At 44.6% G+C, this 25,946-nt stretch carries 25 protein-coding genes and 1 riboswitch; of the genes, 22 read left to right on the plus strand and 3 right to left on the minus strand.

Annotation, left to right across the window (positions count from 1 at the left end; genetic code table 11):
• The first annotated feature begins 55 nt into the window (after nucleotides 1-55).
• The 5 genes from cdaA to VEHSUH05_RS01375 all read left to right on the plus strand — a co-directional run bounded on the left by cdaA (nucleotide 56) and on the right by VEHSUH05_RS01375 (nucleotide 5,829).
• The gene (gene cdaA, locus VEHSUH05_RS01355; protein ID WP_105090511.1) at nucleotides 56-868 is read left to right on the plus strand and encodes a diadenylate cyclase CdaA; all 813 of its coding nucleotides are present in this window, start codon (nucleotides 56-58) and stop codon (nucleotides 866-868) included.
• Nucleotides 865-1,788 (plus strand): CdaR family protein, encoded by a 924-nt coding sequence (locus tag VEHSUH05_RS01360; protein WP_105090512.1) that lies wholly within the window; start codon nucleotides 865-867, stop codon nucleotides 1,786-1,788. The genes cdaA and VEHSUH05_RS01360 overlap by 4 nt, the downstream gene beginning before the upstream one ends.
• Nucleotides 1,789-1,854: 66 nt before the next feature.
• The gene (locus VEHSUH05_RS01365) at nucleotides 1,855-3,462 is read left to right on the plus strand and encodes an NAD(P)/FAD-dependent oxidoreductase (protein ID WP_105090513.1); all 1,608 of its coding nucleotides are present in this window, start codon (nucleotides 1,855-1,857) and stop codon (nucleotides 3,460-3,462) included.
• A 158-nt stretch (nucleotides 3,463-3,620) separates the two neighbouring features.
• A complete protein-coding gene (gene glmM, locus VEHSUH05_RS01370) occupies nucleotides 3,621-4,970 on the plus strand; it encodes a phosphoglucosamine mutase (RefSeq protein WP_105090514.1) in 1,350 nt (449 codons plus the stop codon).
• Between the two features lie 163 nt (nucleotides 4,971-5,133).
• Entirely contained in the window at nucleotides 5,134-5,829 is a 696-nt protein-coding gene (locus VEHSUH05_RS01375; protein ID WP_105090515.1) for an aspartate/glutamate racemase family protein, read from the plus strand.
• A 95-nt stretch (nucleotides 5,830-5,924) separates the two neighbouring features.
• Here VEHSUH05_RS01375 and VEHSUH05_RS01380 read toward each other — a convergent pair whose 3' ends face one another.
• On the minus strand, nucleotides 5,925-7,376 hold the full coding sequence (locus tag VEHSUH05_RS01380) for a hypothetical protein (RefSeq protein WP_105090516.1): 1,452 nt from the start codon (nucleotides 7,374-7,376) through the stop codon (nucleotides 5,925-5,927).
• A gap of 458 nt (nucleotides 7,377-7,834) precedes the next feature.
• Here VEHSUH05_RS01380 and glmS point away from each other — a divergent pair, with 458 nt between their 5' ends.
• The 9 genes from glmS to VEHSUH05_RS01425 all read left to right on the plus strand — a co-directional run bounded on the left by glmS (nucleotide 7,835) and on the right by VEHSUH05_RS01425 (nucleotide 16,118).
• On the plus strand, nucleotides 7,835-9,667 hold the full coding sequence (gene glmS, locus VEHSUH05_RS01385; protein ID WP_105090517.1) for a glutamine--fructose-6-phosphate transaminase (isomerizing): 1,833 nt from the start codon (nucleotides 7,835-7,837) through the stop codon (nucleotides 9,665-9,667).
• A 57-nt stretch (nucleotides 9,668-9,724) separates the two neighbouring features.
• Complete coding sequence (gene trpS / locus VEHSUH05_RS01390) at nucleotides 9,725-10,711, plus strand: tryptophan--tRNA ligase (protein WP_105090518.1); 987 nt, start codon at nucleotides 9,725-9,727, stop codon at nucleotides 10,709-10,711.
• Nucleotides 10,712-10,748: 37 nt separating this feature from the next.
• A complete protein-coding gene (locus tag VEHSUH05_RS01395) occupies nucleotides 10,749-11,225 on the plus strand; it encodes a hypothetical protein (RefSeq protein WP_105090519.1) in 477 nt (158 codons plus the stop codon).
• Nucleotides 11,226-11,318: 93 nt separating this feature from the next.
• Complete coding sequence (locus tag VEHSUH05_RS01400; RefSeq protein ID WP_054673911.1) at nucleotides 11,319-12,131, plus strand: amino acid ABC transporter substrate-binding protein; 813 nt, start codon at nucleotides 11,319-11,321, stop codon at nucleotides 12,129-12,131.
• A gap of 125 nt (nucleotides 12,132-12,256) precedes the next feature.
• Nucleotides 12,257-12,910, plus strand: a complete 654-nt coding sequence (locus tag VEHSUH05_RS01405) for an amino acid ABC transporter permease (protein WP_105090520.1) — start codon at nucleotides 12,257-12,259, stop codon at nucleotides 12,908-12,910.
• 140 nt (nucleotides 12,911-13,050) lie between these two features.
• Nucleotides 13,051-13,809, plus strand: a complete 759-nt coding sequence (locus tag VEHSUH05_RS01410) for an amino acid ABC transporter ATP-binding protein (protein ID WP_105090521.1) — start codon at nucleotides 13,051-13,053, stop codon at nucleotides 13,807-13,809.
• A 9-nt stretch (nucleotides 13,810-13,818) separates the two neighbouring features.
• Nucleotides 13,819-15,084: a hypothetical protein gene (locus VEHSUH05_RS01415; RefSeq protein ID WP_054673910.1), complete on the plus strand. Its 1,266-nt coding sequence runs from the start codon at nucleotides 13,819-13,821 to the stop codon at nucleotides 15,082-15,084.
• A 189-nt stretch (nucleotides 15,085-15,273) separates the two neighbouring features.
• The gene (locus VEHSUH05_RS01420; protein WP_038118201.1) at nucleotides 15,274-15,720 is read left to right on the plus strand and encodes a universal stress protein; all 447 of its coding nucleotides are present in this window, start codon (nucleotides 15,274-15,276) and stop codon (nucleotides 15,718-15,720) included.
• Between the two features lie 107 nt (nucleotides 15,721-15,827).
• Nucleotides 15,828-16,118: an ArsR/SmtB family transcription factor gene (locus VEHSUH05_RS01425; RefSeq protein ID WP_095065157.1), complete on the plus strand. Its 291-nt coding sequence runs from the start codon at nucleotides 15,828-15,830 to the stop codon at nucleotides 16,116-16,118.
• Between the two features lie 181 nt (nucleotides 16,119-16,299).
• Here VEHSUH05_RS01425 and VEHSUH05_RS01430 read toward each other — a convergent pair whose 3' ends face one another.
• The gene (locus tag VEHSUH05_RS01430) at nucleotides 16,300-17,289 is read right to left on the minus strand and encodes an AEC family transporter (RefSeq protein WP_105090522.1); all 990 of its coding nucleotides are present in this window, start codon (nucleotides 17,287-17,289) and stop codon (nucleotides 16,300-16,302) included.
• 344 nt (nucleotides 17,290-17,633) lie between these two features.
• Here VEHSUH05_RS01430 and modA point away from each other — a divergent pair, with 344 nt between their 5' ends.
• From modA to thiM, 5 genes are all read left to right on the plus strand, one after another.
• Nucleotides 17,634-18,422 carry a molybdate ABC transporter substrate-binding protein gene (modA, locus tag VEHSUH05_RS01435; RefSeq protein ID WP_105090523.1) on the plus strand — a complete coding sequence of 263 codons (789 nt, stop codon included), beginning with the start codon at nucleotides 17,634-17,636 and terminating at the stop codon, nucleotides 18,420-18,422.
• A gap of 85 nt (nucleotides 18,423-18,507) precedes the next feature.
• The gene (modB, locus tag VEHSUH05_RS01440) at nucleotides 18,508-19,176 is read left to right on the plus strand and encodes a molybdate ABC transporter permease subunit (RefSeq protein ID WP_105090524.1); all 669 of its coding nucleotides are present in this window, start codon (nucleotides 18,508-18,510) and stop codon (nucleotides 19,174-19,176) included.
• A 10-nt stretch (nucleotides 19,177-19,186) separates the two neighbouring features.
• A complete protein-coding gene (locus VEHSUH05_RS01445; RefSeq protein ID WP_105090525.1) occupies nucleotides 19,187-19,822 on the plus strand; it encodes an ATP-binding cassette domain-containing protein in 636 nt (211 codons plus the stop codon).
• A 130-nt stretch (nucleotides 19,823-19,952) separates the two neighbouring features.
• A riboswitch (TPP riboswitch) is annotated at nucleotides 19,953-20,047 on the plus strand.
• Between the two features lie 92 nt (nucleotides 20,048-20,139).
• A complete protein-coding gene (gene thiD / locus VEHSUH05_RS01450) occupies nucleotides 20,140-20,928 on the plus strand; it encodes a bifunctional hydroxymethylpyrimidine kinase/phosphomethylpyrimidine kinase (protein ID WP_105090526.1) in 789 nt (262 codons plus the stop codon).
• Nucleotides 20,929-20,962: 34 nt separating this feature from the next.
• Entirely contained in the window at nucleotides 20,963-22,480 is a 1,518-nt protein-coding gene (thiM, locus tag VEHSUH05_RS01455) for a hydroxyethylthiazole kinase (RefSeq protein WP_105090527.1), read from the plus strand.
• A gap of 147 nt (nucleotides 22,481-22,627) precedes the next feature.
• On the opposite strand, the gene rbr is transcribed toward thiM, so the two are convergent.
• Nucleotides 22,628-23,173 (minus strand): rubrerythrin, encoded by a 546-nt coding sequence (gene rbr, locus VEHSUH05_RS01460; protein WP_105090528.1) that lies wholly within the window; start codon nucleotides 23,171-23,173, stop codon nucleotides 22,628-22,630.
• 665 nt (nucleotides 23,174-23,838) lie between these two features.
• Between rbr and VEHSUH05_RS01465 the strand changes: the two genes are divergently transcribed.
• The 3 genes from VEHSUH05_RS01465 (at nucleotide 23,839) to yedF (ending at nucleotide 25,824) form a co-directional block, all read left to right on the plus strand.
• Entirely contained in the window at nucleotides 23,839-24,042 is a 204-nt protein-coding gene (locus tag VEHSUH05_RS01465; RefSeq protein ID WP_054673897.1) for a DUF951 domain-containing protein, read from the plus strand.
• A gap of 11 nt (nucleotides 24,043-24,053) precedes the next feature.
• Entirely contained in the window at nucleotides 24,054-25,085 is a 1,032-nt protein-coding gene (gene selD, locus VEHSUH05_RS01470) for a selenide, water dikinase SelD (RefSeq protein ID WP_105090529.1), read from the plus strand.
• Nucleotides 25,086-25,218: 133 nt separating this feature from the next.
• A complete protein-coding gene (gene yedF, locus VEHSUH05_RS01475; protein WP_054673895.1) occupies nucleotides 25,219-25,824 on the plus strand; it encodes a sulfurtransferase-like selenium metabolism protein YedF in 606 nt (201 codons plus the stop codon).
• Nucleotides 25,825-25,946: the final 122 nt, after the last annotated feature.

The following is a 25,946-nucleotide window of genomic DNA, read 5'->3' on the forward strand; positions in this document are numbered from 1 at the left end:
GGTACAGTCATATGATAAGGCTGTACCTTATTATTTTGTATAAGGAGTTATGAATATGCATTTTGACGCACTTATACATACCTTTAGGTTCCTTGATATCGTCGATATTTTAACGGTTGCTATCGGTATTTACTATATGTATAAACTGCTTAAAGATACACGGGCCGTATCTCTCCTGAAGGGCCTTGTCATCTTGGCGGTATTGAATTTATTGAGTCATCTGTTAAATCTGTATGTAATTAACTGGATTTTACAACAAGGGATGACGGTACTTCTCTTCGCGTTGCCTGTCGTATTCCAGCCGGAATTGCGTCGTGCCCTTGAACAGTTGGGGCGGGGGCGAATTTTCAGTAAGGCTCAAAACGTGAACGAAGAGGAAATGGATATGGCCATCAATGAAGTAATGGCGGCGGCTCGCGTCATGTCCCGTGAACATACGGGGGCGCTCATCGTATTTGAACGCGAGGTGGGTTTGAACGATTTCGTCGATACGGGGATTCTCATAGACGCCGTATTGAGTCGTGAGCTCATAAAAAATATATTCGTTCCCAGTACACCGCTTCATGATGGTGCCTTGATTATTCGGGACGGGCGTATCCGTGCGGCCGGATGTCTGTTGCCGTTAACTGAGGATCGCACATTGAGTACGGAGCTGGGAACTCGTCACCGCGCTGCAATCGGCTTATCCGAACAGACCGATGCGGTCGTTGTCGTCGTCAGTGAGGAAACGGGGACCATTTCGTACACATATGGCGGACATATTTATCGTCATTTACCGGAAGACCAGATTAAAGAGGCTTTGCGTACCTTTATGGAACGCCCTCGTCAAACCATTACAAGCATGTGGAAATGGAGGGCGAAAAAATGATGATTCATTTGAAACGCAACTGGGTTGCGAAATTACTGTCCATTTTGGCTGCAATCGTCATGTGGTTCTTCATCATGAGAGATCAAAACCCTGTGATGGAGGTTACCTATAATGTGCCGATTCAAGTTCAAAATTTAGAATCAAATTATATCATCGAGGATGCACCGGCATCGGCTCGCGTGGTCTTGAGCGGACCTCGAGATACGATTATTACGATGAAAGCCGATGTTCTCAAGGCTTATATCGACGCCTCCGGAGTAAAGCCGGGTCAGAATAATGTGACTATAACTTTCACCCCGCCGGCGGGTATGACGCTTGTGGAGGTTAAACCGGATAATATCACTATCAATGTTGATGAATATGCGGAACGAAAATTACCTGTTGAAATTGTGCCGCTAGGTAAATTCTCCGATGATGTGGCGTTGAAGTCCGTGACGATTGTTCCGAAAGAGGTGACCGTATCGGGCCGCAAACAGCAGGTCAATGCGGCTGCAAAGGTTGTCATGAAGGTAAACCTTACGGGACAAACTAAAAATTTCAGCAGCGTAGGCGCTCTTGAAGCATGGGATAACAGCGGTAATGTATTGGATGTGCATGTCAATCCGGCACAGGGGCAGGCACAATATGAATTGAATTTATTGCGCAAGGATAAGGCTGTACCGATAAACGTACCGACCACGGGAACCGTAGCTGATGGCTATGAGGTCAAATCTATTACACAATCTCCGTCTCAGCTGACGATTACGGGACGTGAGGAAATTGTGGATAGCGTGAATGAAATTCAAACGGAGCCGATTGATATATCCGGTGTGAATACACCGATACAGGGCACATATAATCTAGTATTGCCGAACGGTATTAGCAGTAATGTCTCGACGGTGCGTATTAAAATAGATGTTCAGAAGAAAGAAAATACGTAATGTAGGGACTTAAAAATAATCCATGAGGACCGTTGTTCTCATGGATTATTTACGATAGGTACATAAATGATCAGAATAATAAATCTCCGCGTGGCCGTTACGGTCAAGTCGGATATCAAAGATGTTGTAGAAAAGAAATATCCAGCGCTGCGCGGTACGATTCAAACAATTCATGTCGTACGCCGTGCCGTCGATGCTCGTAAGAAACCGAATATCGTATTTGTGTACACTTTGTTTATAGAGGTGAAGCACGAGGCGCAGGTTATGAGAAAATTGGGGAAACAGAAGGATGTATCCCTGTTTCATGCGGAAGAACCGGAACCGATTGTGATCGGTTCCGTACCTCTGGCTCATCGTCCCGTTGTTATGGGCTTCGGGCCCGCAGGAATGCTGGCCGCTTTTTATCTTGCCCGTGAAGGGTATCGGCCCATCGTTTTTGAACGGGGGCAAGATGTGGATACGCGCAGTATGGACGTGGAAACATTCTGGAAACAGGGGCTGTTTAAACCGGAATCCAATGTGCAATTCGGTGAAGGCGGTGCCGGTACATTCTCGGATGGCAAGTTGACGACGCGCATCACTCACCCTAGGCTCCATGAAATCTCCAAATATTTTGTTGAATTCGGGGCTCCTGAGGAAATTTTGTACAAGCATAAACCTCACGTAGGGACCGATAAATTGCGGACCATGGTGAAAGCCATGCGCGAACGCATCATCGAATGGGGCGGTGAGGTGCGTTTCGGGGCGAAGATAACGGATTTATTTATTGAAAATAATTGTATTGTAGGCGTTGAAGTCAATCACAATCAACGCATCGATACGACTGTTGTTCTGTCCGGCGTCGGACATAGTGCCCGCGATACCTATGAAATGCTTCATAAACGTCATGTTGAAATGACTGCAAAGCCTTTTGCTATCGGTGTTCGTATCGAGCATGATCAGTCGATTATCGATCAGTCGCAATACGGTGTGGAGCCGGCCAGCTTGGGCCTTGGTGCAGCGGAATATTCCCTGGTGTATCACGATAAGGAATCAGGCCGCACCGCATACAGCTTCTGTATGTGTCCCGGCGGTCAGGTGGTGGCCTCCGCATCCGAAGAGGGCGGCGTCGTAACGAATGGTATGAGCTTATACGCCCGCGACAGCGGTGTAGCGAACAGCGCCATCGTCGTGAATGTGGGACCAGACGATTTCGGAACACATCCCCTTGACGGTGTTGCCTTTCAGCGTGAATGGGAGCGAAAAGCGTTTAACTTGGGCGGGTCCAATTTTCATGCACCGGCTCAGACGGTGGGGCAATTCTTAGGGCTTTCACAGGCTCCGACCGTAGCGGACAGCGTATACAGTTATGAACCAGGTGTAGTGAACTGCGATTTGCACGAGTGCCTGCCGGACTATGTGACGTCCGTTCTTGAGAAGGCTTTGCCGTATTGGGGGCGCCGTATTCATGGCTTTGACGATCCGAAGGTGTGCATGACGGGGGTGGAAACCCGCACGTCCGCACCGCTTCGCATAGGGCGCAATGAGGAGCGTGTATCGCCTACGGTGGGAGGCTTCTACCCTATGGGGGAAGGCGCCGGTTATGCAGGCGGTATCATGAGCGCCGCCCTCGACGGCGCCGAAACGGCAATTCTCTGTATGGCTAAATATGCCAGACCGTCAATTGACAATTAGGATGGCAGGTAAATTATTAACCTGGCTTGATGAATGTGTATTCATAGGAAAACAATGATTTAGAGTTATTCTATATGTGATATATTGTGATATAATACACAACAGCAATTATAGGTGGTTTTGTGAAAGCTTTCACAAAATCTTGGAGGAGGAAAATTATGGCTCGATTATTTGGTACAGACGGTGTGCGCGGAGTAGTCAACGAGTTTTTGACACCTGAGTTGGCATATCATTTGGGACGTGCAGCGGGCACTTATTTCAGTAAAGAAAAGGCACATCCTACATTTTTGATCGGTCGCGATACGCGTATTTCCGGCTCTATGCTGGAAAGTTCGTTGGCTGCAGGCATTTGTTCCGTCGGCGGCAATGTGGTTATCGCCGGTGTTATACCGACTCCTGCCGTGGCGTACCTCGTGCAACAACAAGGCTTTGACGCCGGGGCTGTTATTTCCGCATCTCACAATCCATATCCGGATAACGGTATCAAATTCTTTGACGGCAGCGGGTTTAAATTACCTGATGAAGTGGAAGATCAATTAGAAACCTATGTATACCAAAGTGCGAACAATGAATTGCCCCGTCCGACCGGTGATGGTATAGGCCGCATTGAACATAATAGCAATTTGGCGCATTTTTATGCTCATTTTGTACGTCATACCATCAATACGTCCTTAGATGGTATGACCATCGTGTATGACGGTGCGAACGGCGCCGCATCCAGCGTGGGGCCTGAAATTTTAGCGGGCCTCGGTGCAAAGGTTATCAATATCAATGTTAATCCGGACGGACTTAATATCAACCATCACTGCGGATCCACTCATATCGAGGGTTTGCAGGTGGCGGTACAGCAACATCACGCCGATTTAGGCATCGCTAATGACGGTGATGCGGACCGTTGCCTTTTGGTGGATGAAAAGGGCCAAGTGCTGGACGGCGATCAAATTATGCTGTTATGCGCCCTTAAACTGAAAGAAGAGGGAAAACTCAAAGATGATACTGTTGTAGGTACGGTAATGAGTAATATCGGCTTTCATAAAGCGGCGGAGGAATTGGGTATGAAAACCGTATCCACTGCTGTCGGTGACCGCTATGTGCTTGAATATATGCGCGAACATGATTTATCTATCGGCGGCGAACAGTCAGGTCATGTTATCTTCCTCGACCATAATACGACCGGTGACGGCATGTTGACGGCGGTACAGGTGGCGGCCCTTGTGAAAGAAAAGGGAAAACCGCTTTCCGAATTGGCGGGGATCATGACGAAATATCCGCAGGTACTTGTGAACGTACGGGTTGCCACAAAGACCGGCTGGGAAGATAATGATCTCATCAAAGCCGCTATCGTAACAGCTGAGGGTGAACTCGGCGACGAAGGCCGCGTGCTTGTACGCGCATCCGGTACGGAACCGTTGATTCGCGTCATGGCGGAAGGCCCCGATCAGGAAGCATTACAGTCCCTATGTCAGGAAATTGCCGATATCATCGGTAGAGAACAGGGGTTAGCGTAAACTTCATATAAAACTAGAATGCCCCCTATATATGTACCTTTGCTCCGCCCTGCGTAAAGTCGCTGCAGGTACATATATAGGGGGCTTATAGATGATTGATATTTAAGTTTGAATTTGAATAATCTTTTTATCCTAGGATATTTTAATTTAAAAGGATGATATTATGAAAATAATCGGTTTAATTGGAGGAATGAGCTGGGAAAGCACGATTACGTACTACCAGGTATTGAATGAAACAATCAAGCAAGTTTTGGGAGGGTTACATTCGGCAAAATGTATTTTATACAGCGTTGATTTTGAAGAAATAGAAAAGTGCCAGGCGAATGGTGATTGGGACAGAAGTGCTGAAATTTTATCCGATGCGGCACAGTCTCTTGAAAAGGCCGGTGCCGATTATATTGTTATATGCACGAATACAATGCATAAAGTGGCGGATGAAATAAAAAGACATATTCACATTCCTCTTCTTCATATTGCGGAAATGACTGCAGTAGAGTTAGAAAAATCAGGTATTACAAAGGTAGGTCTACTTGGTACTAAGTACACGATGCAACAAGATTTTTATAAATGTATCTTAGAAAATAGGGGTATTCATGTTGTTATTCCTAACGAAGAGCAAGTCGAACTTGTGAATGATATTATATACAATGAACTGTGTTTAGGTGTTATTTCTAATAAATCTAAACAACAATACTTAAATATTATTGGTGATTTGGTAAAATCTGGTGTGCAAGGTGTTATTTTAGGCTGTACTGAAATTGGACTGCTTGTTAAACAGGATGATACGGATATACCGTTATTTGATACTACATTGATACATGCAAAAAATGCGGCGTTGATTTCTATTGACAAGGCATAAAAATAAAAGCAACGTACTAAATGAACTGTACCTTCAAAGATTATGATCAATTTTGGAGGTGCAATTTATAAATGACGTTGCTTTTTGTTTTTATATTACTGTTTATCCGCTACAACTAGTTTGTATCCGTTAAGGCTTATATTAGCCCCTGTGGTATCTTCATTTTCAATGGATGTTACATAGCTGTCGCCCGTGAGTACCCAACTGGAATCTTTGCTGAGTTTTACGGTTATGTTTTTAGATGCATTGTCGGGATTAATCGCGCCGACGAGGCTTGATCCGTTTGTCATGTCCAATGCGACGGAACTGATGGAATCCGCTAAGATATTACCGTTCAAAGCCTGGTTGCTTGTTCGGAGTTTGAGATGTCCGCCGTTTTCGCCAGCCTTACCCCAGCGAGTGTCGGCTGCGGCTTTCACCAAGGTCGTCGTATTCGGCATGGAGATCGCATTATTCGCCAAGTCCGCTTCGGCAGTGGTGTTGTTTACATAGAGAAATGCGCCGGTGGACAGGGTGGTAAGGGTATTGTTTTCCGCCTTGAGTCGGGCAATGCCGCTTTCAGCATCACCGGAGAAACTTTGGTAAAGCATAAAGCCGTTATCCTTATAGCCTGTTACCGTTGAGTTTGTGAGGGTAATGGAATTTTTCCCTTCCACGACACCGATTTCACTATTTCTCGCTTCACCGTTTATATTGTTCGCCGTAATATTGCCTGTTGAGTAGATTACAGGACTGCCTGAGCCTGATGTGGTGAGTTTCGCCGAATCCGCATTGATAGTGCCTTCGCCGCGATCTGTGGCCAGCGTTGCGGAATGATCCCCTTCGGTGGTGATGGTAAGGTCTTTGCCGTTTACGGTTCCTTTATAGGTCGCATCAAGGCCGCGTGACGAATTGCCTTTTGTGTGGATATTTGCATTTTCCACGTTGATAATGGAGCCTTCGCCGGTTGCGAAGAGGGCGTTGGAGCCGTTTGCATTGGAGGTAATATTGCTGTCCTTAATGTTGATTTGACTGCCCTCTATGCCTAGGACAATCGCATTTTGACCGCGGAAATTACTGTTGTCATTGCTCGTCGTGTTGCCGGTTTTGTCCAATTCGCTACCTATAACATTGATGGTCGCACCGTTTTTACCGATGAGGGCATTCTGATCCGCTGTCGTGCTTGTTATGAATTCGTGGGACACGGTCTGATTTTCCGTGATTACGGATGTACCTGTGAAAGTACTCGGATTCGCTTCGGCTTGCGGTGCATTCGGCATACCTTCCGGTGGATTTCCCGGAGGCGGATTGCCGTTTGGAGGTGTATTTGCCGGAATGGATTCTGCATTGGATTGAGTCGTTGGCATCTGCTGTTGTTGTGTGACCATGTTGGAAACGGTTGGACTCTGTTCAACTGTTTCCGCAAAGGTCGGCGCAAAGGCCAAGGCGGATAATGCTGCACCGAATACGGCGGGAATCACCCAGCGACGCAGTTTGGCATAACTGCGCTTGTTTTTATAGGATACTTTATTCTTTTTTGTTGTATTTTTTTGTGCATTCTTAACCATAATAGACTCCTTTATATGACCACTTACATAAATTAGTAGTCACCAAACTTCAATCAAGGAAATGCAATAAAATATAATTGCATAAAATTAAGAATGATAGGAGTATATTAGAGAAGGATGAAAGGGCGATGAAATGATACCGATGCTTGAACTTCATCCCTACTTTCACGTATAATATAATTCGGTATATATTTATACCGATAGGTCTGCCGTATCCTAAAGAAAGGAGTCCCGTAATTCGTAAAGGCGAATAGCGCAGGTACCCGACGAAGGCAGTCGTTCGGGTCGACGAGGTGAAGGGTTATCGAATCATCAGCGGATGCTCTTCCGGCCTCTCAGGTCGTAACAAGTAAAGCAAAGCCAATCGGTGACGATTGAACAAAGGTTACTTGAAAGAGATGTTTAACAGAATGAATTATGAACCATAAGGGCTCTGTGCCCTATAGGAGGAAACACATATGTGCGGTATCGTTGGATACATTGGCTTTAATCAAGCATCAGATTTTTTATTGGACGGTATGGCAAAATTGGAATACCGCGGTTATGATTCCGCCGGTATCGCTGTTATCGGTCCTGAAAATGTTATTAAAATTCAAAAAAAGGTAGGCCGTCTCTCCAATTTAGAGACTATTGTGAAAGCGGATCCTAATGAAGGCACTGTAGGTATCGGACATACTCGTTGGGCTACACATGGTCGTCCATCCGATATGAACGCGCATCCTCATGCATCTGAAGATGGTAAATTTGCCGTTGTACATAACGGTATTATTGAAAATTATATGCCTTTAAAAGAGGAACTCATCGCAAAAGGATATCATTTCAAATCTGAAACGGATACAGAGGTGGTTGCACATTTATTGGAGGACATGTACGATGGCGATTTTGTCGGTACTGTTCGTCGTATGTTGAATCGTGTAGACGGTGCGTATGCTCTCGAAATCATCTGTGCCGATGAACCGGACAAAATCATTTGTACAAAGAAAGAAAATCCTTTGGTTATCGGCCTCGGCAAAGGGGAAAATTTCGTTGCTTCCGATATTCCGGCTATTATCAACTACACACGCGATACATATATCTTGAATGACGGTGAACTCGCTATCGTTACACGTGATAATGTGGCCGTATTTGACCGTGAGGGCAACGCTGTCGACAAAGAGGTATTCCACGTTAACTGGAATGCTGAAGCAGCTGAAAAGGGCGGTTATGAACACTTCATGTTGAAGGAAATTCACGATCAGCCTAAGGCCGTGCGCGATACGTTCGGCACTCATATTTCCGAGGATGGCAAAACGGCGGTATTTGATGAACTTAACTGGACTGCGGACGATGTGGCGTCTTTCAACAAAATCCTCATCGTTGCGTGCGGCACCGCATACCATGCAGGTCTTGTGACGAAACAATATATTGAAAGCTTGGCGCGGATTCCCGTAAGCGTTGAAATCGCGTCCGAGTACCGCTATAGTAATCCGTTGACTGACGACAAAACATTGTGTATCGTAATCAGTCAATCCGGTGAAACATCCGATACATTGGCCGCGTTGAAAGAAGCGAAACGCCTTGGTGCAAAATCGTTGGCTATCACAAATGTGGTGGGTTCCAGCATTTCCCGTGAAGCGGATAACACCGTTTACACATGGGCGGGGCCTGAAATTTCCGTGGCATCCACAAAAGCCTATACTACACAACTTGTAGCGGGACTTTTATTTGCGGTATATCTCGGTCAATTAAACGGTAAAATGGATGCTCGGTTAGGGATGGATATTTTAAGCGGTATTAAAGAATTACCGAACTTGATTCACGAAATTTTTGAAGTGGATGAGGATATGAAAGCATTCGCTAAGCATTACGGCTTTAAATCCGATGCGTTCTTCCTGGGCCGTGCCATCGATTATGCGGTAGCTATGGAAGGGGCTTTGAAATTAAAAGAAATTTCTTATATTCATGCGGAAGCCTATGCAGGCGGCGAATTGAAACACGGGACATTGGCCCTCATCGAGGAAGGCGTACCTGTTATCGCTTTGGCGACACAGGAAGATGTATACGATAAGATGATCAGCAACATTCGCGAAGTAAAAGCTCGTGAAGCTATCGTTATCGGTATCGGCATGAAGGGTGACGACGAGTTGTCCAAACATGTGGATCATACGATTTATGTACCTCGTGCGAATAAGTTTATCGCACCTATCCTGGCGGTTGTGCCGTTGCAATTATTGGCATATTATGCGGCGATTACACGCGGTGCGGACGTGGATAAACCTCGTAATCTCGCAAAATCCGTAACAGTAGAGTAATATACATGACCAACAGGGCTTAAGTCCTGTTGGTTTGTTCACTATAGGGAGTTTATTATGGCAGTTATATTTTCCGGCATCCAGCCGAGTGGGGAATTAACACTGGGCAATTATTTGGGGGCCTTACGTAATTTTTTAGACTATCAAGATACAGATGAATGCTACTATTGTATCGTTAACCAACATGCGATTACCGTGCCGCAGGACCCGAAGGAGCTATTTCAAAATACTCGTAATCTGGCGGCCTTGTACCTTGCTGTCGGACTCGATCCGAAGAAGGTGACATTGTTCGTTCAATCCGAAGTGCCCGAGCACGTTAAACTCGGTTGGGTTATGCAATCCATCAGCTATGTAGGTGAATTGGAACGCATGACGCAGTACAAGGACAAGTCTCAAAAGCAGGGGGATTCCATCCCGACCGCATTGCTTACGTATCCGCCGTTGATGGCGGCGGATATCCTGCTATATGGTACAAACTATGTGCCTGTCGGCGATGACCAGAAGCAGCATCTTGAGTTGACCCGTAACTTGGCGGAACGTTTTAACCGTCGTTTCGGGGAAACCTTTGTGATTCCTGAAATCAAGGTCGGTGAAGGGGGCGCTCGCGTCATGAGTCTGCAGGAACCGACGAAGAAGATGAGCAAGTCCGATGATAATCAGAATGCGACGATTCGTCTGCTTGATGCGCCGGATCAGATCGTGAAGAAATTGAAACGGGCTCAAACGGATTCGGACAATGCCGTTCGTTATGACAAGGATAATAAGCCGGGAATTTCCAACTTGATGGGCATTTACCGCGCTATTACGAAGGATAGCTATGAAGCAATCGAAGATATGTATGCCGGCAAGGGTTACGGCGTATTTAAGTCCGATATTGCCGACTTACTGGTGGCAACACTTGAACCGATTCAGCAGCGTTACAATGAATTGATTACGAGTTCCGAGCTCGATACAATTCTTGATGAAGGTGCTGAAAAGGCACATGCCAAGGCTAGTCGTATGTACCGTAAGGTCGAACAGGCTATGGGTTTGTGCCGCAAATAAAATCATATATTAAACTTTACTATCCGTGAGGCAAACCATGACGAAAAAAGAGGCGATGGAACGCTTTTCATCAGGAAACGTACAACAGAGCATAGAAATACATCGGTGGGTACAGTGGATCGGTCGTACCCTCGGCGTGTTGGGGTGCGTGCTTTTGGTGCGCTATATGCCGTCCGAATGGGCTGCGCGTTTGTGGTACTATCTACTGCTGCTTTGCATATTGTGGTGGCTCCATGGATTAGGTGAAAGCATCGCTTTCATCTGTGAAAAGGGCCTCGTGTTAAAACGTAGGCCTCTTTCTTTTAGAGAGTACTTTCACAGTCTGTTTAATGGGGATGAGTACTATGTATTTGTCGATTATGAGCATATCATCGGGTTTACCGAAGCGTGGCGTGAACTGCAGGCTATGAATCAGCATGGCGGAATTTATGTGATTCCTTTGGATATACAACTCGTATCGTACAAGGATAAAATGGCCATGATGGATGCGATTCACAGAAATTCTTCAAATTAGTTATTTACAACTTTAATGAACTAAAGTATAATACATTCATCAGATAAATTAATTCGTAGTGAAGGTGGTCTATGTGCCCCGTGGAGGATAATGATGAATTGGAAAAAAGTGATAGCGACAGGTCTTGCAGCGGTATCTATGATGGCTTTCATAAGCGGCTGCGGCAGCGATACGAAAACGAATAACGGCGAACTGCCTAAAAAGGTTGTTATCGGTTTGGATGATAGCTTCCCGCCTATGGGTTTTAAAGATGAAAAGGGTGAAATCGTAGGTTTTGATATCGATATGGCAAAAGAAGCGGCTAAACGTGCCGGTATGGATGTAGAATTCAAAGCCATCGACTGGTCCAGTAAGGAAGCGGAACTGAAATCAAAGAAAATCGATGCATTATGGAATGGGCTAACCATCACTCCGGATCGCGAAAAAAATATCGCCTTCTCCAATCCGTATATGAAGGATAAACAATACATCATCGTTCGTAATGACGATGATTCTGTCAAGGCTAAATCTGATTTAGCGGGTAAGGTGATAGGCGTACAACAGGCCAGCACCGGTGAACAGGCATTGAAAGATGATCCAAGCGGTAAAACCGTTAAAGATATTAAATCCTATGCGGACTTCGTAAGTGCATTTATGGATCTTGGCATCGGACGTGTCGATGCGGTTATCGCTGACGGGGTGGTTGCCCGTTACTTGATGACAAAAGAACCGGGTAAATACAAAATCGTAGAAGGTACCGATTATGGTGTTGATGACTTTGCCGTAGGTTTCCGCAAAGAAGACACTGCATTGCGTGAAAAAATCAATGGTATTTTGGCAGAAATGAAAAAAGACGGTACTGCCGATAAGTTCGCTGAAAAATGGTTGGGTTCCGGTGCGGACTTGGATAAGAGCGATGCTAAATAGCACGATTCGTGATATACTAATAATGCTATGGTCAGCCTGTACAACTGATAATTAAAGAACGAAATGTACACTAGAGAAGTGGCCGGAAAAGCCTCTTCTCTAGTCGTGTTTTGAAGGAGTATTTAATGGATTATTTATTGCAGATTATCCCTACTATCGCGGATGGGTTGAAGGTAACCGTATCGCTGTTCTTTGTGGTATGGGTTTTATCGATTCCGGGAGGTATTTTACTCGCATTGTTGCGTTTGTCAAAACTGCCGTTGGTGGATAAAATCGTTGAAGCCTTCGTGTATTTGATGCGTGGCACACCGTTGATGTTACAAATTTTATTCATGTATTATGCTTTGCCAATCATCACGGACGGCGCTATTCAGATGGATGATGCAACAGCGGCCGTTATCACATTTGTGCTGAATTATGCCGCCTATCTCTGTGAAATTTTCCGCGGTGGCATTCAGTCTATTTCCCGTGGCCAATATGAAGGGGCGAAGGTTCTCGGCTTTACCTATGCACAAACTATGCGTACCATCATACTCCCGCAGATGTTCAAGCGCGTTCTGCCTCCGTTGGCCAATGAAACCATCAATTTATTGAAGGACACATCCCTCGTGTACGTCTTGGCGATGAATGATATTCTGCGTATTACTAAGTCCATTGTGCAGCGGGATTTCGATATTTCCGCCTTCATTGTGGCGGCCGTGTTCTATTTGATCTTTACCTTTATTTTGACGAATATCTTCAACTACTTGGAAAAACGATTTGCCGTATATGAAGATTAATCTGTTTCTGTAGTAGTCTGTTGTAGATGAGTTCCTGGATGATTTTATGTAAGTTGTTATGTGCATAGTGTATGCATAGCACATGTACTTCCCGTGTATATAAACTCGTATATATGAACCCGATTAATTAAGAGGTAGTTATGACATTTGTAAATATGGAGCGCATCGAAAAGCGCTTTAACAATCAGCCTGTATTGCGCGACGTGTCGCTCAGGATGGATCGAGGGGAAATCGTATCCATCATCGGTCCTTCCGGTTCCGGTAAATCCACCTTTTTGCGATGTTTGGGGCAACTTGAAACCATCGATGGCGGATCTATTACTGTTGATGGAACCGTTCTTGCGAGCACTGATGAAAGCGGCGTCGTAAAATATGCGGATTCTCAGACTCAACATGATTTACTGTTGCGTATGGGCATGGTATTTCAATCGTTTAACTTATTCCCGCACATGACGGTGCTCGACAATATCATGATTGCTCCGCATATGGTTAAAGGCATGAAAAAAGAAGATATACTGCCGATTGCTGAACGATTGCTGAACAAGGTCGGCTTGTGGGAGAAGCGTGATATGTACCCGTCCCGTTTATCTGGCGGTCAACAGCAGCGCGTGGCTATCGCCCGCGCTTTGGCGATGAATCCTGAAATCATGCTCTTTGATGAACCGACATCGGCCCTTGATCCGGAGTTGACCGGAGAGGTATTGAAAACGATAAAACAACTGGCGGATGACCACATGACGATGATCATCGTCACCCATGAAATGAATTTTGCCCGCGAAGTATCGGACCGCGTTATCTTCATGGCGGACGGTGTCATTCAAGAGGAAGGCTCGCCGGAACAAATTTTTACGAATCCTCAGTCTCCAAGAACTAAGGCTTTCTTGGATAATATGTTATAAGGAGAAGCTATGAAACTACGTTTAACCGCAGCGTTTATGGTTGTGACAGCACTTGTGGGGCCATTGGCCATGGCAGCAGATACGGAAGCGACGCCTCATGCTATTGTGGAATCGCAAAAGGATTCGGCATCTATTTTGCCGGCTCAATATAAGTCGTATGCGACAAAGATGAATACGGTTGTAAAGGATTATAAAAACGGATATACTTTCACCATTCCGTGGCGTGTTTCCGACGGCGTCATGGTGGATATGGATGTGCGCAGTGAAAGCGGGCATATTCAGGGGTATTCTTTTAACTTGGCGGGACCGACCCAGGAAGATTCGTATACGGTTTCTTTCACGAAGCGTAACAACACGCCACAGGACGGTGTATCTCAGAAGGAATGGAACACGACTTGGTACGGTGTGCCGATCAAGGGCTTGAGCAATGAGCAATATCTCAGCATTTGGCGTCAACACAGCGATGTATTTGATGCGAATGATATCGAGGGCGGTTTTTTCGCTAAAAAAGGTGCTACAGCGGCCCGTTGGAACCGGACTACGCCGAAATCCTATGCGGAGATGACCTCTACGGAGTCTGTTCAATCCGTTTTTGAAGCGGAGTTTATCATGGATAAGGATCCGACTCATCGATATAATTTGGCCAGCACCTATCCTCCGTTCCAAAAGGACTTTATGGAACAGGGATTGCTCGAAACGACGATACCGTCATTTGAGTTATTGAATCGCAAGAGCGGCTCGGGCACCATTAAAGGCGTACAGAAAATGCTCGCCGGTACAAGTGATATCAACGTGGTGGAAGGAATTAAATTTACATATCCGAAGGGCTTTACACGGATTAACGAAAAGGGAAAAATAGCATTTGCCAAGAACAACGTGAGACTCGATATTGAGTCTTTCACAATTCCTGTACAGGCGGTCAGCTCGGGTGTGCCGACGATGATGGGAAAACAGATGCTGGGCGATTACTATGTGAAACAGCTGGTGGAGGTGAATAAGGCCACGATTTCACGGTATGAAACGCATATCGTAGACGGAAACGTGATGTTCTACATTGCGGGACATATGAAGAATCCGAATACGGCCGATACATCCGCAGCGGCACAGGTATCCTTCGGAGCGACTATCATTCTCGGCAATGAAGGCAATGTGGCCGTGGCACGCATGATCGGACCTGCAGGCGTAACATTGGCGACGCCTGAATTTATCGACATTTTGGACGGCTTTAAATTGACTACGACATTGAATACAAACCAATCATCGCAAGTATTGTAAGATCATATTACGTATTATGATATGCAGAAATTTGTATTATTTGCATAATTTTTAAGAATCTGTGCTATAATGAGTATAAATCCTCAGAAAAAAAGAGGAGTTTTCCTTGCTTGTCTAGAATATAGTAATATAGGCTAAACAATCTTTGATCATATCCCCTTTGAGGGATTAGAAATAGGAGGGGTTATTATGGTTACCTACAAAACTATTGTCGTACCTACAGACGGCTCTGAAAATGCTAAGCGCGCATTGGAACATGCTCTCGCTGTAGCGGATCGCAACCACGCTGAATTGATTGTTGTTCACGTTGCTAATATTGTGTCTGCTATTTCCAATTTTGATCAAACTCCGATTTCCGGTGGTTATGTGTCCGAACAAATCGCTGAGGACATGGAGGAAACCGGCAAGGAAATCTTGAATGATGTGGTGAAAGAAATCCCTGCAGGCGTTAAGGTTAAAAGTGTATTTGAAGTCGGTTCTCCTGGACCTGCATTGCTCGCTGTGGCAAAAAAATACAATGCGGACCTTATCGTAATGGGCAGCCGTGGTCTCGGACCATTGAAAGGCTTATTTATGGGTAGTGTAAGTAGCTATGTGACTAGCCATTCTACATGTCCTGTACTAATCATTAAATAATTATCGTCATAAGATGTTATAAATGAATTACATAAAAAGGCTTTGTTCTATGAACAAAGTCTTTTTTTATGTATAATATACCTATAATACATAGAAAGGGGATACCGATGGGGGACACAAAAGAATCTTTAATCAAGTTAGCGGAACTATTTAAAATCCTTGGTGATCCGACACGCCTTACAATAGTGGAATTATTGTTGGATAATGAAATGTGCGTCAATCATATTGCGGAGACGATGGGGATGGGACAATCAGCCATATCTCATCAGCTGCGCGTGTTGCGTCAGGCTCGACTTGTTACATATCGTAAAGAAGGCAAGACCGTGTATTATTCACTCGATGATGATCACGTTGAAGGTCTCGTGCGAATGGGTATGGAACATGTGGCGCATCAATAGCGTTCAATTTAAGGTCGCTTTTAAATATAGAAGATTGATATGTAAAATCTTTGAATACAGCATATAAAAACACATCTCGTCGTTTGTACGAGATGTGTTTTGTATTATTTCAATTCATAGGATTAAATTTGCAACACGTTTTGTCCTATAACCCCGTTTTGTGCTATAATCCTGTTTTTTGTTAATATAACGGAAATAAATAATATGCCAATGTGATAAATATAGGCATGGTCACAGCCGATAGAATGGTAGATCCCATGACGACCTGTGTCGCATATTCCGGATTGTTTTTCATTTCGATAGCGATGAGGGCCATATTGATGGCGCTCGGTACGCTGTAGGTGATGACGAGGGTCTGCGCCGCAATGGGATGCATCGGGCCGTAGAACAGGATAAAGCAGATCGTTACAGCTGCCGCGAGGAGCGGGCTCACGATGAGCCGCAGGCTGCTCGCCAATAAAACATCGGATTTGAAGAAATTCAGCGGTGTTCTATTGATCTGTACGCCTAAAGCGAGCATCGCGATACCTACAAAGGCTTGTGCGAATATCGTGAGAGGTGCATAGGCGAAGATATTGTGCAAGTCGTAAGGTAGCAGTTTGCATAAGAGAGCTAGGGGCACAGCGTAGACCATGGGCATGTGAAATACGACTCTAAGTGCATCATGTGAGCTCAAGCGGCCCGCACCGGCCTGGTAGAACCCGAAGGTGTTGCTCGTGATGGTTTGAATGACCATGATCGATACTACGCTTAGAATACCGAGCTCCGCATAGGGGGTAGCACCGTCGACGACATAAGGGACATTGCTGAATACGAAGAGCGCAAGTGCTACCCCCATATTACCGCAGTTATTGAACATAACGCAGTTTTTTAGGGTCGCTATCTTGGCGATATCGTATCCGTTTAGACGGCCGACGATACCCGAAATAATATAGTTCAGTATGAGGACACAGATGGCACAAAGCACGATTTCCAATGTGCTCCACGAAAACTTGGCTTCATATAAGGCTTTAAAGACAAAGGCCGGTAACAGTATATAGAAATTGAGTTTGCTCAGTGTGTATAAATCGAGTTTAAATTTTCTATCTAATACATAACCCATGCCGATGAGCATAAATATAGGGACCATGGAATTGATAAAAATATGGCCTATTAATTCGAATAAATTCATCATCTCACCTGAAATTTCTTTATTGATAGGATATAAAATATGACGCTTTGAGCATGAATATATACATTTGTTATACAGGTTTAGCGCATATAGATATTATAATATTTTCTATTATTATCATACCATAGTACGTATATTTTGGGATCCTAAATTTTATCCATTATTCATGCTTATCATATACATTACTAGCATTTATGCATAGTAGTGTGAAAGTATACAGTCAAAGAGAAATTTTTATAGTATAATATGAGTATATCGTATGTTCAGTATTTTGTATGAGTATTACCGTTGAAGATACCATGGCTTTCATAGAATGGAGCGATATGGGATATGCAGGAGGAATCATGAAGAAAATTCTAGTACTGTTAATGAGTATTTGCATGATTGTGTTTTTGGCAGGTTGCGGTAATGACAGCAGTAAAACTGCAGACTCAGCGAAGCCGAGTACATCCGAAAAGATTACGGTTCAAGCGGCGGCGAGTCTCAAAGGGGCCCTTACCGAATTGGCAGATACGTATAAGAAGGACCATCATTTAGCGGACGATCAGATTGCTATTAACTTTGCAGGCTCCGGTACATTGCGTCAACAAATTGAACAGGGCGCACCGGCAAGTCTATTTATTTCTGCGGACGAAAAAAATATGAAAATGTTACAGGAAAAGGACCTTGTAACTGATGTGAAACCGTTCGTTACAAATGAATTAGTTCTCGTTGTGCCGAAAGGTCAACCTCAAATCAGTTTGGATCAAATCACGACGGTGAAGCGTATTGTGTTGGGTAATCCTGAAACGGTGCCGGCCGGCAACTACGGTAAACAGGTATTAACAAAGATGGGCATATGGGATCAGGTGGAACCGAATGTAGTATACGCAAAAGATGTTAAAGCTGTAACGGCATCTATCAGTCAGGGCGCGGGGGATGCAGGTTTTATTTATAAAACGGATGCTATCGCGGCAGGCGATGCGGTGCAAATCGCGGCGGTAACACCTGCGGATTCTCATGACCCTGTTATCTACCCGATCGGTATCATTAAGAAGTATGATAACGCATTGGCAAAAGACTTCTATCAATATGTGATGAGCGATGAAGGTAAAAAGGTATTGGAAAAATACGGTTTCTCTACCGAAAAATAAATTTAAAACGCTAGCTTTGAAGGCTAGCGTTTTATTATGATAGAATGAACATAATGAATTATGTATTTTAAGAAAGGGGGCAACTATGAGTCCTTTATGGTTGTCTATCTGGGTGGCAGGTGTTGCCCTCGTGTTTGTTATCATCGGCGGTCTGATTACCTGTTTCTTGATGAATCAATGTCGCTGGAACGGCGTTGCTATTATTGATGCGATTCTCACATTGCCTCTTGTGCTTCCTCCTGTGGTTGTAGGCTTTGCGCTGCTTATGATATTTACGCCCGGTTATGCTTTCGGTGCATGGCTTGAAAGCCACGGTTTGGGCGTCGTCTTTTCCGCGGCCGGTGCCGTTGTGGCATCTTCTGTTATCGCTTTTCCGTTGTTTTATCAGACGGTGCGTTCCGCATTGCAGTCCGTGGATCATAACATGGAGGATGTGGCGCGTACATTGGGGGCATCAGAATTGCGTATCTTCTTTACCATATCGATTCCGTTGGCCTGGAAAGGCATTTTGACAGGCAGTATTCTCGCTTTTTGTCGTGCCATGGGCGAGTTCGGGGCAACCATTCTGATTGCCGGCAATATTCCGGGGCTCACACGCACTATGCCGCTTGCGATTTACTCCTATGTAGAAGCGGGGCAGTATATGGACGCCTTTGAACTGGTTATTTATATCTGTGTACTTACATTGGCTTTATTGAGCGGTATTCATATCCTTACAAAGGGAACTTTATTCCGTCAAATCGATCATAATTAGGGAGGGGACTATGATAACTTTTTCTTTTTCCGTAGTCAGACCTTCCGTTATTGTGAAAGCTGACGGCGTTTTATCGAATGGAATCACGGTTTTGACGGGGCAATCCGGCAGCGGTAAAAGTACTTTCATTAAGTGCATCGCAGGCCTTGTGAAGCCTACGACGGGTATCGTTCGTTATGATGCAATCCCCTGGGTGGATAGAGACAGAAAAATTTGGGTGCCGGCTCAAGATCGTCAAGTAGGATACATGCCGCAAGGGAATATCGTATTTCCTCATTTGTCGGTGGAAAATAACATCAAGTACAGTAAACGCGGAACGCCTGAAATGTGTGAGCGTTTATTGGCGCGACTGGGTCTTGAAAAGTACCGTCATACAAAGGCAGGGCAGTTATCCGGCGGCGAGCAGCAGCGAGTCGCATTGGGACGCGCTCTTTACTCGAAACCGACAATACTGTTGTTGGATGAACCGTTATCGGCGCTCGACTGGACTCTACGAAAACATGTGCGGGAGGATTTGGTATCCATTATCCGAGAATGGGATGTGCCGTGTGTATGGGTGACTCATGACGAGAGTGAAGCCGCAACGGTAGGCGATCGTCATTGGATTTGTGAAGGGGGGCACATTGTTATACCGGGAAATGGATAGCCTTATATAGCATGCAGGCGTCGCATTGAACGGCAACAATTATTTTGTTGTATATAACATAAATGCATTGAATTTAACATATGTTATTGCATATGACGTATAATAATGCTATAAATAGAGTATAAAAATATATTGCCACTAGGGGTGCTTTTGCTGAGATTGAGTATTCAAAACCCTAGACCTGATCCGGATAATACCGGCGTAGGAAAGTGGAGTGATACAGAATGCATAATTAGACCATTCCATTTTGGATGGTCTTTTTTTATCGGTTATTAAAGCACTCGGAGTGGGGGATGAATGAAGATATAGGAGGTATTATGAAACTGCATACTGCATTGTCTATAGCCGGCACGGACCCGAGCGGCGGGGCGGGCATTATGGCTGATTTAAAATCCTTTCAGAGTCGTCATGTTTACGGTATGGCCGTTGTAACCTCTGTAGTCGCGCAGAATACGACAGGCATTCATCATGTGGAACATGTGTCTCTTGAAAGTATTGAACAACAGCTGCACGACGTTTATTCGGATATTGAGCCGCAAGCGGTCAAGACGGGGATGATCGCCTTACCGGAGATGATGGATGTAATCTATCCCTATTTGAATCAATCTATTCCGTATGTAATGGATCCCGTCATGATTGCTACCAGCGGAGACAGACTTGTGTCCGATGAAGCGATTAATTTTCTGAAAACGAAGCTTATCCCGTTGGCCAGTGTTGTAACGCCGAATCGCAGTGAGGCGGAGGTCCTGGCGGATATGGCTATTTCCTGTGAAAGTGACATCGCTACGGCGGCAAAGCGTATATTATCGGACATGGGACCGCAGGTTGTCGTTATCAAGGGTGGACATATAGGAAGAGATGCGACGGACTATGCTTTCACAAAAACGGGGGAGGTCCGCTGCTGGACGAGCCCGAAATACGATACGATTCATACGCATGGTACGGGGTGTACCTTTTCGGCGATCATTACGGCGGAACTCGCTAAGGGGCGTGATGTGATGGATGCGATCGGTATCGCAAAGGAGTATATTTCGCTTGCCATTAAGCATAATCCGGGGCTGGGGCATGGTTGCGGTCCTGTTAATCATATGGCGATGAAACAATAGGAGTAAGCGATGACTAGAATTATAGAGGTGAGTGATGAGAAAACAGGAAAATCCGTATATGGGTGGCCGTATATGGCCGGAATTACATATATTAAAGGAATTGCGAACAAAAAATCCCCTTGTAATCTGTATTACTAATGATGTGGTTAAGGCATTTACCGCTAACGGGTTATTGGCTGCAGGGGCTTCTCCGATGATGAGTGAATGTGTGGATGATTTGGAAGACCTCATTGTTCACGCATCGGCCATGCTCATCAATATCGGAACGGTAACGCCGGATAAATTTGATTATTATAAATCCGCTTTGCGTTTGGCAAAACAGCATCGTGTCCCGGTCGTACTGGATCCCGTCGGTTGTCACGCCGGAGCTTATCGTTTATCCGTTACAATGGATTTATTGAGGACTCAAGGTATATCCTTGCTACGGGGCAATCAAAGTGAGATTAAAGCTGTTTATGAAGCCCTTTGTGACGATAAACATGCGTCACTGCCCGGTAGCGGAAAAGGTGTCGATGGCGGACAGGTTGATGATATTTCTTCTGTAACATATAATGTATCTCGATTACTTCATTGTCCTGTCGTTGCCACGGGAGAGATTGATTATGTGTCTGACGGTACACGTGTTTACAGCGTTTCTCACGGACATTCTCTGATGACATCCGTGACGGGAACCGGCTGTTTACTCGGGGCTGTACTAGCGGCTTTTTTGAGCATTGCCCGGACTGTTTCAAGCCGGTTCTCTCAGGCGGAATTTTTAGCGTATGTTCTGGCTTATTACGATATTGCCGGTGAAAGGGCCGCTGAATCATGCGGTATGGTGCCGGGCAATTTCAGCATGGCTTTCATCGATGAACTGTATACGATGGATGATACGGTGCTGAATGAGGTCGATGTAATGCGATCCGTAGTAGTACCTGAACAGTTGAAGGTGTATTTCATATGCGGTACACAGGATGTAGGTTATAGGGCAGATACATTACTGGAAACCGTTGAGGACGCATGTAGGGGCGGTGTGACCTGCTTTCAGTATCGAGAAAAAGGGAGCAGTACTTTAAGTGGAAGCGATAAGTTTTTAATGTCACAGAAACTGAAAGATATTTGCGCTGCCTATAATGTGCTTTATATCGTTAATGACGATGTGGAGCTTGCCGTGGCTGTCGGTGCGGATGGCGTTCATGTGGGACAGGAGGACATGAACCTGGAGTCTGTTCGCAACCATATGGGACATAAGGTTGTGGGCATTTCAATTCACTCACGGGAAGAACTGAAGCAGACAGATATCTGTTTTGCTGACTATGCAGGAATCGGTCCTGTGTATCCGACGGGCAGTAAAGCTGATGCGCAAGCGCCATGTGGGCCTGCGCGGATTGGAGAATTGCAGCGTGCAGGCTTATCGTTGCCGATTGTAGGAATTGGAGGCATTACACTGGATAATGCTAAGGAAGTTTTACATGGCGGTGCATACGGTGTGGCGGTCATTTCGGCTATAGCCGGTGCGGATGATCCTTGTGAGACGGCACAACAGTTGACACAAATCTTCAAAGATAAATAGGAAGCAAAATAAAACAGTTAGAGCGCGACAAAGGTAAAAAAAAGACGATGACCGGAGTCATCGTCTTTTGTATTTTAAGGAAGTTGTCAGTGCATACTGAATAGAGGTTGTCTGCACCTGCAATTTTATAAAATCTGTACTTACAGATTAGATGGATTCTACATAACGGTGGAAGAATGCTTGTGGATGTGCACAAACTGGGCACACTTTAGGAGCTTCTTCACCAACATGGATGTAACCGCAGTTAGCGCAAATCCATGCTACCGGTTGATCGTTGTGGAATACTTTATTCCCGGAAACTCGAGCTGCTAATGCAAGGTAACGTTGTTCATGGTGAGCTTCAATTTTGCCAACTTCGCGCATTTGGAAAGCGATTTTAGCAAAGCCTTCTTTTTCGGCTTCGTCAGCGAATTCTTTATACATTGTAGTGTGTTCATAGTTTTCGCCTGCAGCAGCGTCGCGAAGGTTAGCTTCGATATCGGAAGATACATCGCCACCATGAAGCGCTTTGAACCATAATTTAGCATGTGCGGATTCGTTATGAGCTGTTTCTTCGAAATAATCAGCGATTTCGTTCATGCCAGCTTTACGAGCAGCGGATGCGTAGAAAGTATATTTTTGGAATGCTTGAGATTCGCCTGCGAATGCAGCTTGAAGATTTTTTTCAGTATTAGAGCCTTTTAATTCTGCCATGTTCATTTCTCCTTTGTACTTACAGTTTTCTTAGAATGTTACTTAACGTTTTATTTTCATAACCACTTGGTTGTGAAAGCAATACATGTAGGAATACTTATTCCTTGCATTAAATGACTACTTAAGTTTAGATAAAATAGAATACTTATTCTGAAAGTTTTATCGACGACTTCGTCATAGTTAAGAATACCTATTCTTTAGTGAAAGAGGCACTTGCCTGTTCATGTAATCAGTACTTACTTAACTCATCTGTTTAGCACTTGCTGATGTAACAGTTTTATATACAATGGTCTATCCGTATACTTAACGAATAATCATTGTTGACTATATTGTAACATACTAAATGAGAAATGCAAGTGTTTTTACAAAATTTATTTCGAAAAAAATCTAAATGATAAATGTTATCAATGTAGTATTTGCGCCGAAAAATAAAGGTTGATAAGTGAGGACGTTACATGAAATAGAGAAAATGATATTGAGAATGATAGCCGAATAAAAAATCATTATTGTTTAGATATGACTCCGGAGTTTCTTATAACTGGTATTCAAATTCATATTCTAGTTTAGAGTTCGATAATTGTGCTTCATATACTTTCACCTATATATGCATTTGGATTTTAGGTATAATAAGTATATAAATACTATATATCGTATAAGGAGGCATCATGGCGTTTGTGAGATATTATGTGGGCGATGTGGTACAGATGAAAAAGTCGCATCCCTGCGGCAGCGATCAATGGGAAATCAGGCGAATTGGCACGGATTTTCTTATCGTATGCAACGGTTGCGGACATCAACTGCTGATGCCGCGTCCGAAGTTTGAAAAAGCGGTTAAGAAAATCGTATCGCGTTTACCGGAAAATGAATAGGAGGTGGTCCTATGGTTCGACTCACTGATTATGTAACAAGCGGAGGCTGTGCATGTAAGATCGGTCCTTACATTTTAAATCGCGTCCTTAAAGCTGTAATGCCCGTTACAAATGAGCATGTATTGGCGGATATGACCGGCGCGGATGATGCGGGGGTTTATAAACTATCCGAATCATTGGCATTGGTGCAGACCTTGGATTTCTTTACGCCCGTTGTCAATGATCCGACTTTATTCGGAAAAATTGCGGCCGCTAATGCCTTAAGTGATGTGTATGCTATGGGCGGCACACCGTTGACGGCGATGAATATCGTGGGTTTTCCCGTGCCTTTGGTGGAACAGGGGGTGCTGACGGATGTGCTTAATGGTGCGGCGGCGATTGTAGCCGAGTCCGGAGCGGCTATTGTGGGCGGTCACAGCATAGAGAACAAGGAGCCTATATTCGGCATGTCCGTGACAGGTCAAGTGAATCCTAATAACATCTGGAAAAATAAAGGTGCTCAAGCGGGCGATGTGCTGGTTTTAACGAAACGGATCGGAACGGGCATCATGAATAACGCTTTGAAAGGGGATCTTTTTCCGACGGGAACGGCACAGGCTGTAACGAGTATGAGTACGTTGAATCGCATGGCGGCGGAGGTGGCGCACGCGTTTACGGTTCATGCTTGTACTGATGTGACAGGCTTCAGTCTTATGGGGCATTCCGTTGAAATGGCGAGTGCTTCTGATGTGACGATTCATATCAAGGCACTTGATATTCCGCTTTTTGACGATGTTGTGGAGGCTGCTCAAATGGGACTTGTACCGGCTGCATCATACGGTAATCGCAAGGCTATAACTGATGTGCAGGTCGATGCGGAACTTGATCCGGTGTGGATGGATATCCTGTTTGATCCTCAAACGTCGGGCGGTTTGCTATTCGCTGTTCCTGAACGTGAGGGAACAGCCTTAGTTGAAGCACTACATGAGGCGGATATAGACTGTGCCTGTATTGTAGGAACCGTTGAAAGCTTCAGCGGACTTTCGGTCCGCGTAACGGCATAATCGAATAAATAGGTAATATACAATAATTGTTTAACTATTTATATTTTGTATCTATAATTAAGTATATTAAGTATCATCTGTAGATTGTGGATACTTTTACAAAATATATTGAGATATAGATAAGAGGTGTACGATGAGCAAAAAAAATGAATTGACCGTAGATGTGCGTGGCAGTTTGTGCCCGAAACCTGTTATTGAAACCAAAAAAGTGAGCGATGCTAATCCTGATGCGGTTATTACGACTGTTGTAGACAACGAGGTGAGTCGCGATAATGTAGAAAAGTTCGGTAAATCTCGCGGTTATGGCGTGGTCATTCGTCAAGATGGTAAGGATTTTTATCTCACCATGACACCCGGCGAAAATGGCACCGGCGGTGGACAAACTGTCTGTGCGCCTATGAATTATGGGAATCGCGTTATCCTTATGACAAAGGATTATCTCGGTGAAGGCAGCGAGGAACTGGGTCGCAATTTGATGAAAACATTCTGGGTGTGCATGGTTGAGGCCGATGTAAAACCATCTAAAATCTGCTTTATCAATAGCGGTGTTAAGATGGTGACAAATGATTCCGTTCATTTAGAGAATATTAAAAAGCTGGCTGACGCCGGTGTTGAAATTGCGGCATGTGGTATCTGTCTCGATTACTTCGGCATTAAAGACCAGCTTGGCGTGGGTAGTATTACTAATATGTATGCTATTACTGACTCCATTCTGGGGGATAATATTGTAAAGCTATAATAAAAGCTAAAATAAATGGCATTAGAGGGCAACGGAACTATAGCGTAAGGTTAATATAGATCGGCTGTGTACTTTATAATGTAAAACTGCAATCTGATCTTTTGGCGGGCTTTAAGATTCTT

Source organism: Veillonella denticariosi JCM 15641, from assembly GCF_002959855.1.
Lineage (GTDB): Bacteria > Bacillota > Negativicutes > Veillonellales > Veillonellaceae > Veillonella > Veillonella denticariosi.

Excerpts from the sequence above, each read along its gene's own strand:
- yedF (WP_054673895.1), top strand. The coding sequence starts at position 25,219 with ATGAGCAAAAAAAATGAATTGACCGTAGATGTGCGTGGCAGTTTGTGC.
- VEHSUH05_RS01420 (WP_038118201.1), top strand. The coding sequence starts at position 15,274 with ATGGTTACCTACAAAACTATTGTCGTACCTACAGACGGCTCTGAAAAT.
- VEHSUH05_RS01430 (WP_105090522.1), bottom strand. The coding sequence starts at position 17,289 with ATGAATTTATTCGAATTAATAGGCCATATTTTTATCAATTCCATGGTC.
- VEHSUH05_RS01465 (WP_054673897.1), top strand. The coding sequence starts at position 23,839 with ATGGCGTTTGTGAGATATTATGTGGGCGATGTGGTACAGATGAAAAAG.
- VEHSUH05_RS01445 (WP_105090525.1), top strand. The coding sequence starts at position 19,187 with ATGATAACTTTTTCTTTTTCCGTAGTCAGACCTTCCGTTATTGTGAAA.
- rbr (WP_105090528.1), bottom strand. The coding sequence starts at position 23,173 with ATGGCAGAATTAAAAGGCTCTAATACTGAAAAAAATCTTCAAGCTGCA.
- selD (WP_105090529.1), top strand. The coding sequence starts at position 24,054 with ATGGTTCGACTCACTGATTATGTAACAAGCGGAGGCTGTGCATGTAAG.
- thiD (WP_105090526.1), top strand. The coding sequence starts at position 20,140 with ATGAAACTGCATACTGCATTGTCTATAGCCGGCACGGACCCGAGCGGC.
- VEHSUH05_RS01395 (WP_105090519.1), top strand. The coding sequence starts at position 10,749 with ATGACGAAAAAAGAGGCGATGGAACGCTTTTCATCAGGAAACGTACAA.
- trpS (WP_105090518.1), top strand. The coding sequence starts at position 9,725 with ATGGCAGTTATATTTTCCGGCATCCAGCCGAGTGGGGAATTAACACTG.
- glmM (WP_105090514.1), top strand. The coding sequence starts at position 3,621 with ATGGCTCGATTATTTGGTACAGACGGTGTGCGCGGAGTAGTCAACGAG.
- modA (WP_105090523.1), top strand. The coding sequence starts at position 17,634 with ATGAAGAAAATTCTAGTACTGTTAATGAGTATTTGCATGATTGTGTTT.
- VEHSUH05_RS01405 (WP_105090520.1), top strand. The coding sequence starts at position 12,257 with ATGGATTATTTATTGCAGATTATCCCTACTATCGCGGATGGGTTGAAG.
- cdaA (WP_105090511.1), top strand. The coding sequence starts at position 56 with ATGCATTTTGACGCACTTATACATACCTTTAGGTTCCTTGATATCGTC.
- VEHSUH05_RS01375 (WP_105090515.1), top strand. The coding sequence starts at position 5,134 with ATGAAAATAATCGGTTTAATTGGAGGAATGAGCTGGGAAAGCACGATT.
- VEHSUH05_RS01410 (WP_105090521.1), top strand. The coding sequence starts at position 13,051 with ATGACATTTGTAAATATGGAGCGCATCGAAAAGCGCTTTAACAATCAG.
- VEHSUH05_RS01415 (WP_054673910.1), top strand. The coding sequence starts at position 13,819 with ATGAAACTACGTTTAACCGCAGCGTTTATGGTTGTGACAGCACTTGTG.
- modB (WP_105090524.1), top strand. The coding sequence starts at position 18,508 with ATGAGTCCTTTATGGTTGTCTATCTGGGTGGCAGGTGTTGCCCTCGTG.
- thiM (WP_105090527.1), top strand. The coding sequence starts at position 20,963 with ATGAGAAAACAGGAAAATCCGTATATGGGTGGCCGTATATGGCCGGAA.
- VEHSUH05_RS01365 (WP_105090513.1), top strand. The coding sequence starts at position 1,855 with ATGATCAGAATAATAAATCTCCGCGTGGCCGTTACGGTCAAGTCGGAT.
- VEHSUH05_RS01400 (WP_054673911.1), top strand. The coding sequence starts at position 11,319 with ATGAATTGGAAAAAAGTGATAGCGACAGGTCTTGCAGCGGTATCTATG.
- VEHSUH05_RS01425 (WP_095065157.1), top strand. The coding sequence starts at position 15,828 with ATGGGGGACACAAAAGAATCTTTAATCAAGTTAGCGGAACTATTTAAA.
- glmS (WP_105090517.1), top strand. The coding sequence starts at position 7,835 with ATGTGCGGTATCGTTGGATACATTGGCTTTAATCAAGCATCAGATTTT.
- VEHSUH05_RS01380 (WP_105090516.1), bottom strand. The coding sequence starts at position 7,376 with ATGGTTAAGAATGCACAAAAAAATACAACAAAAAAGAATAAAGTATCC.
- VEHSUH05_RS01360 (WP_105090512.1), top strand. The coding sequence starts at position 865 with ATGATGATTCATTTGAAACGCAACTGGGTTGCGAAATTACTGTCCATT.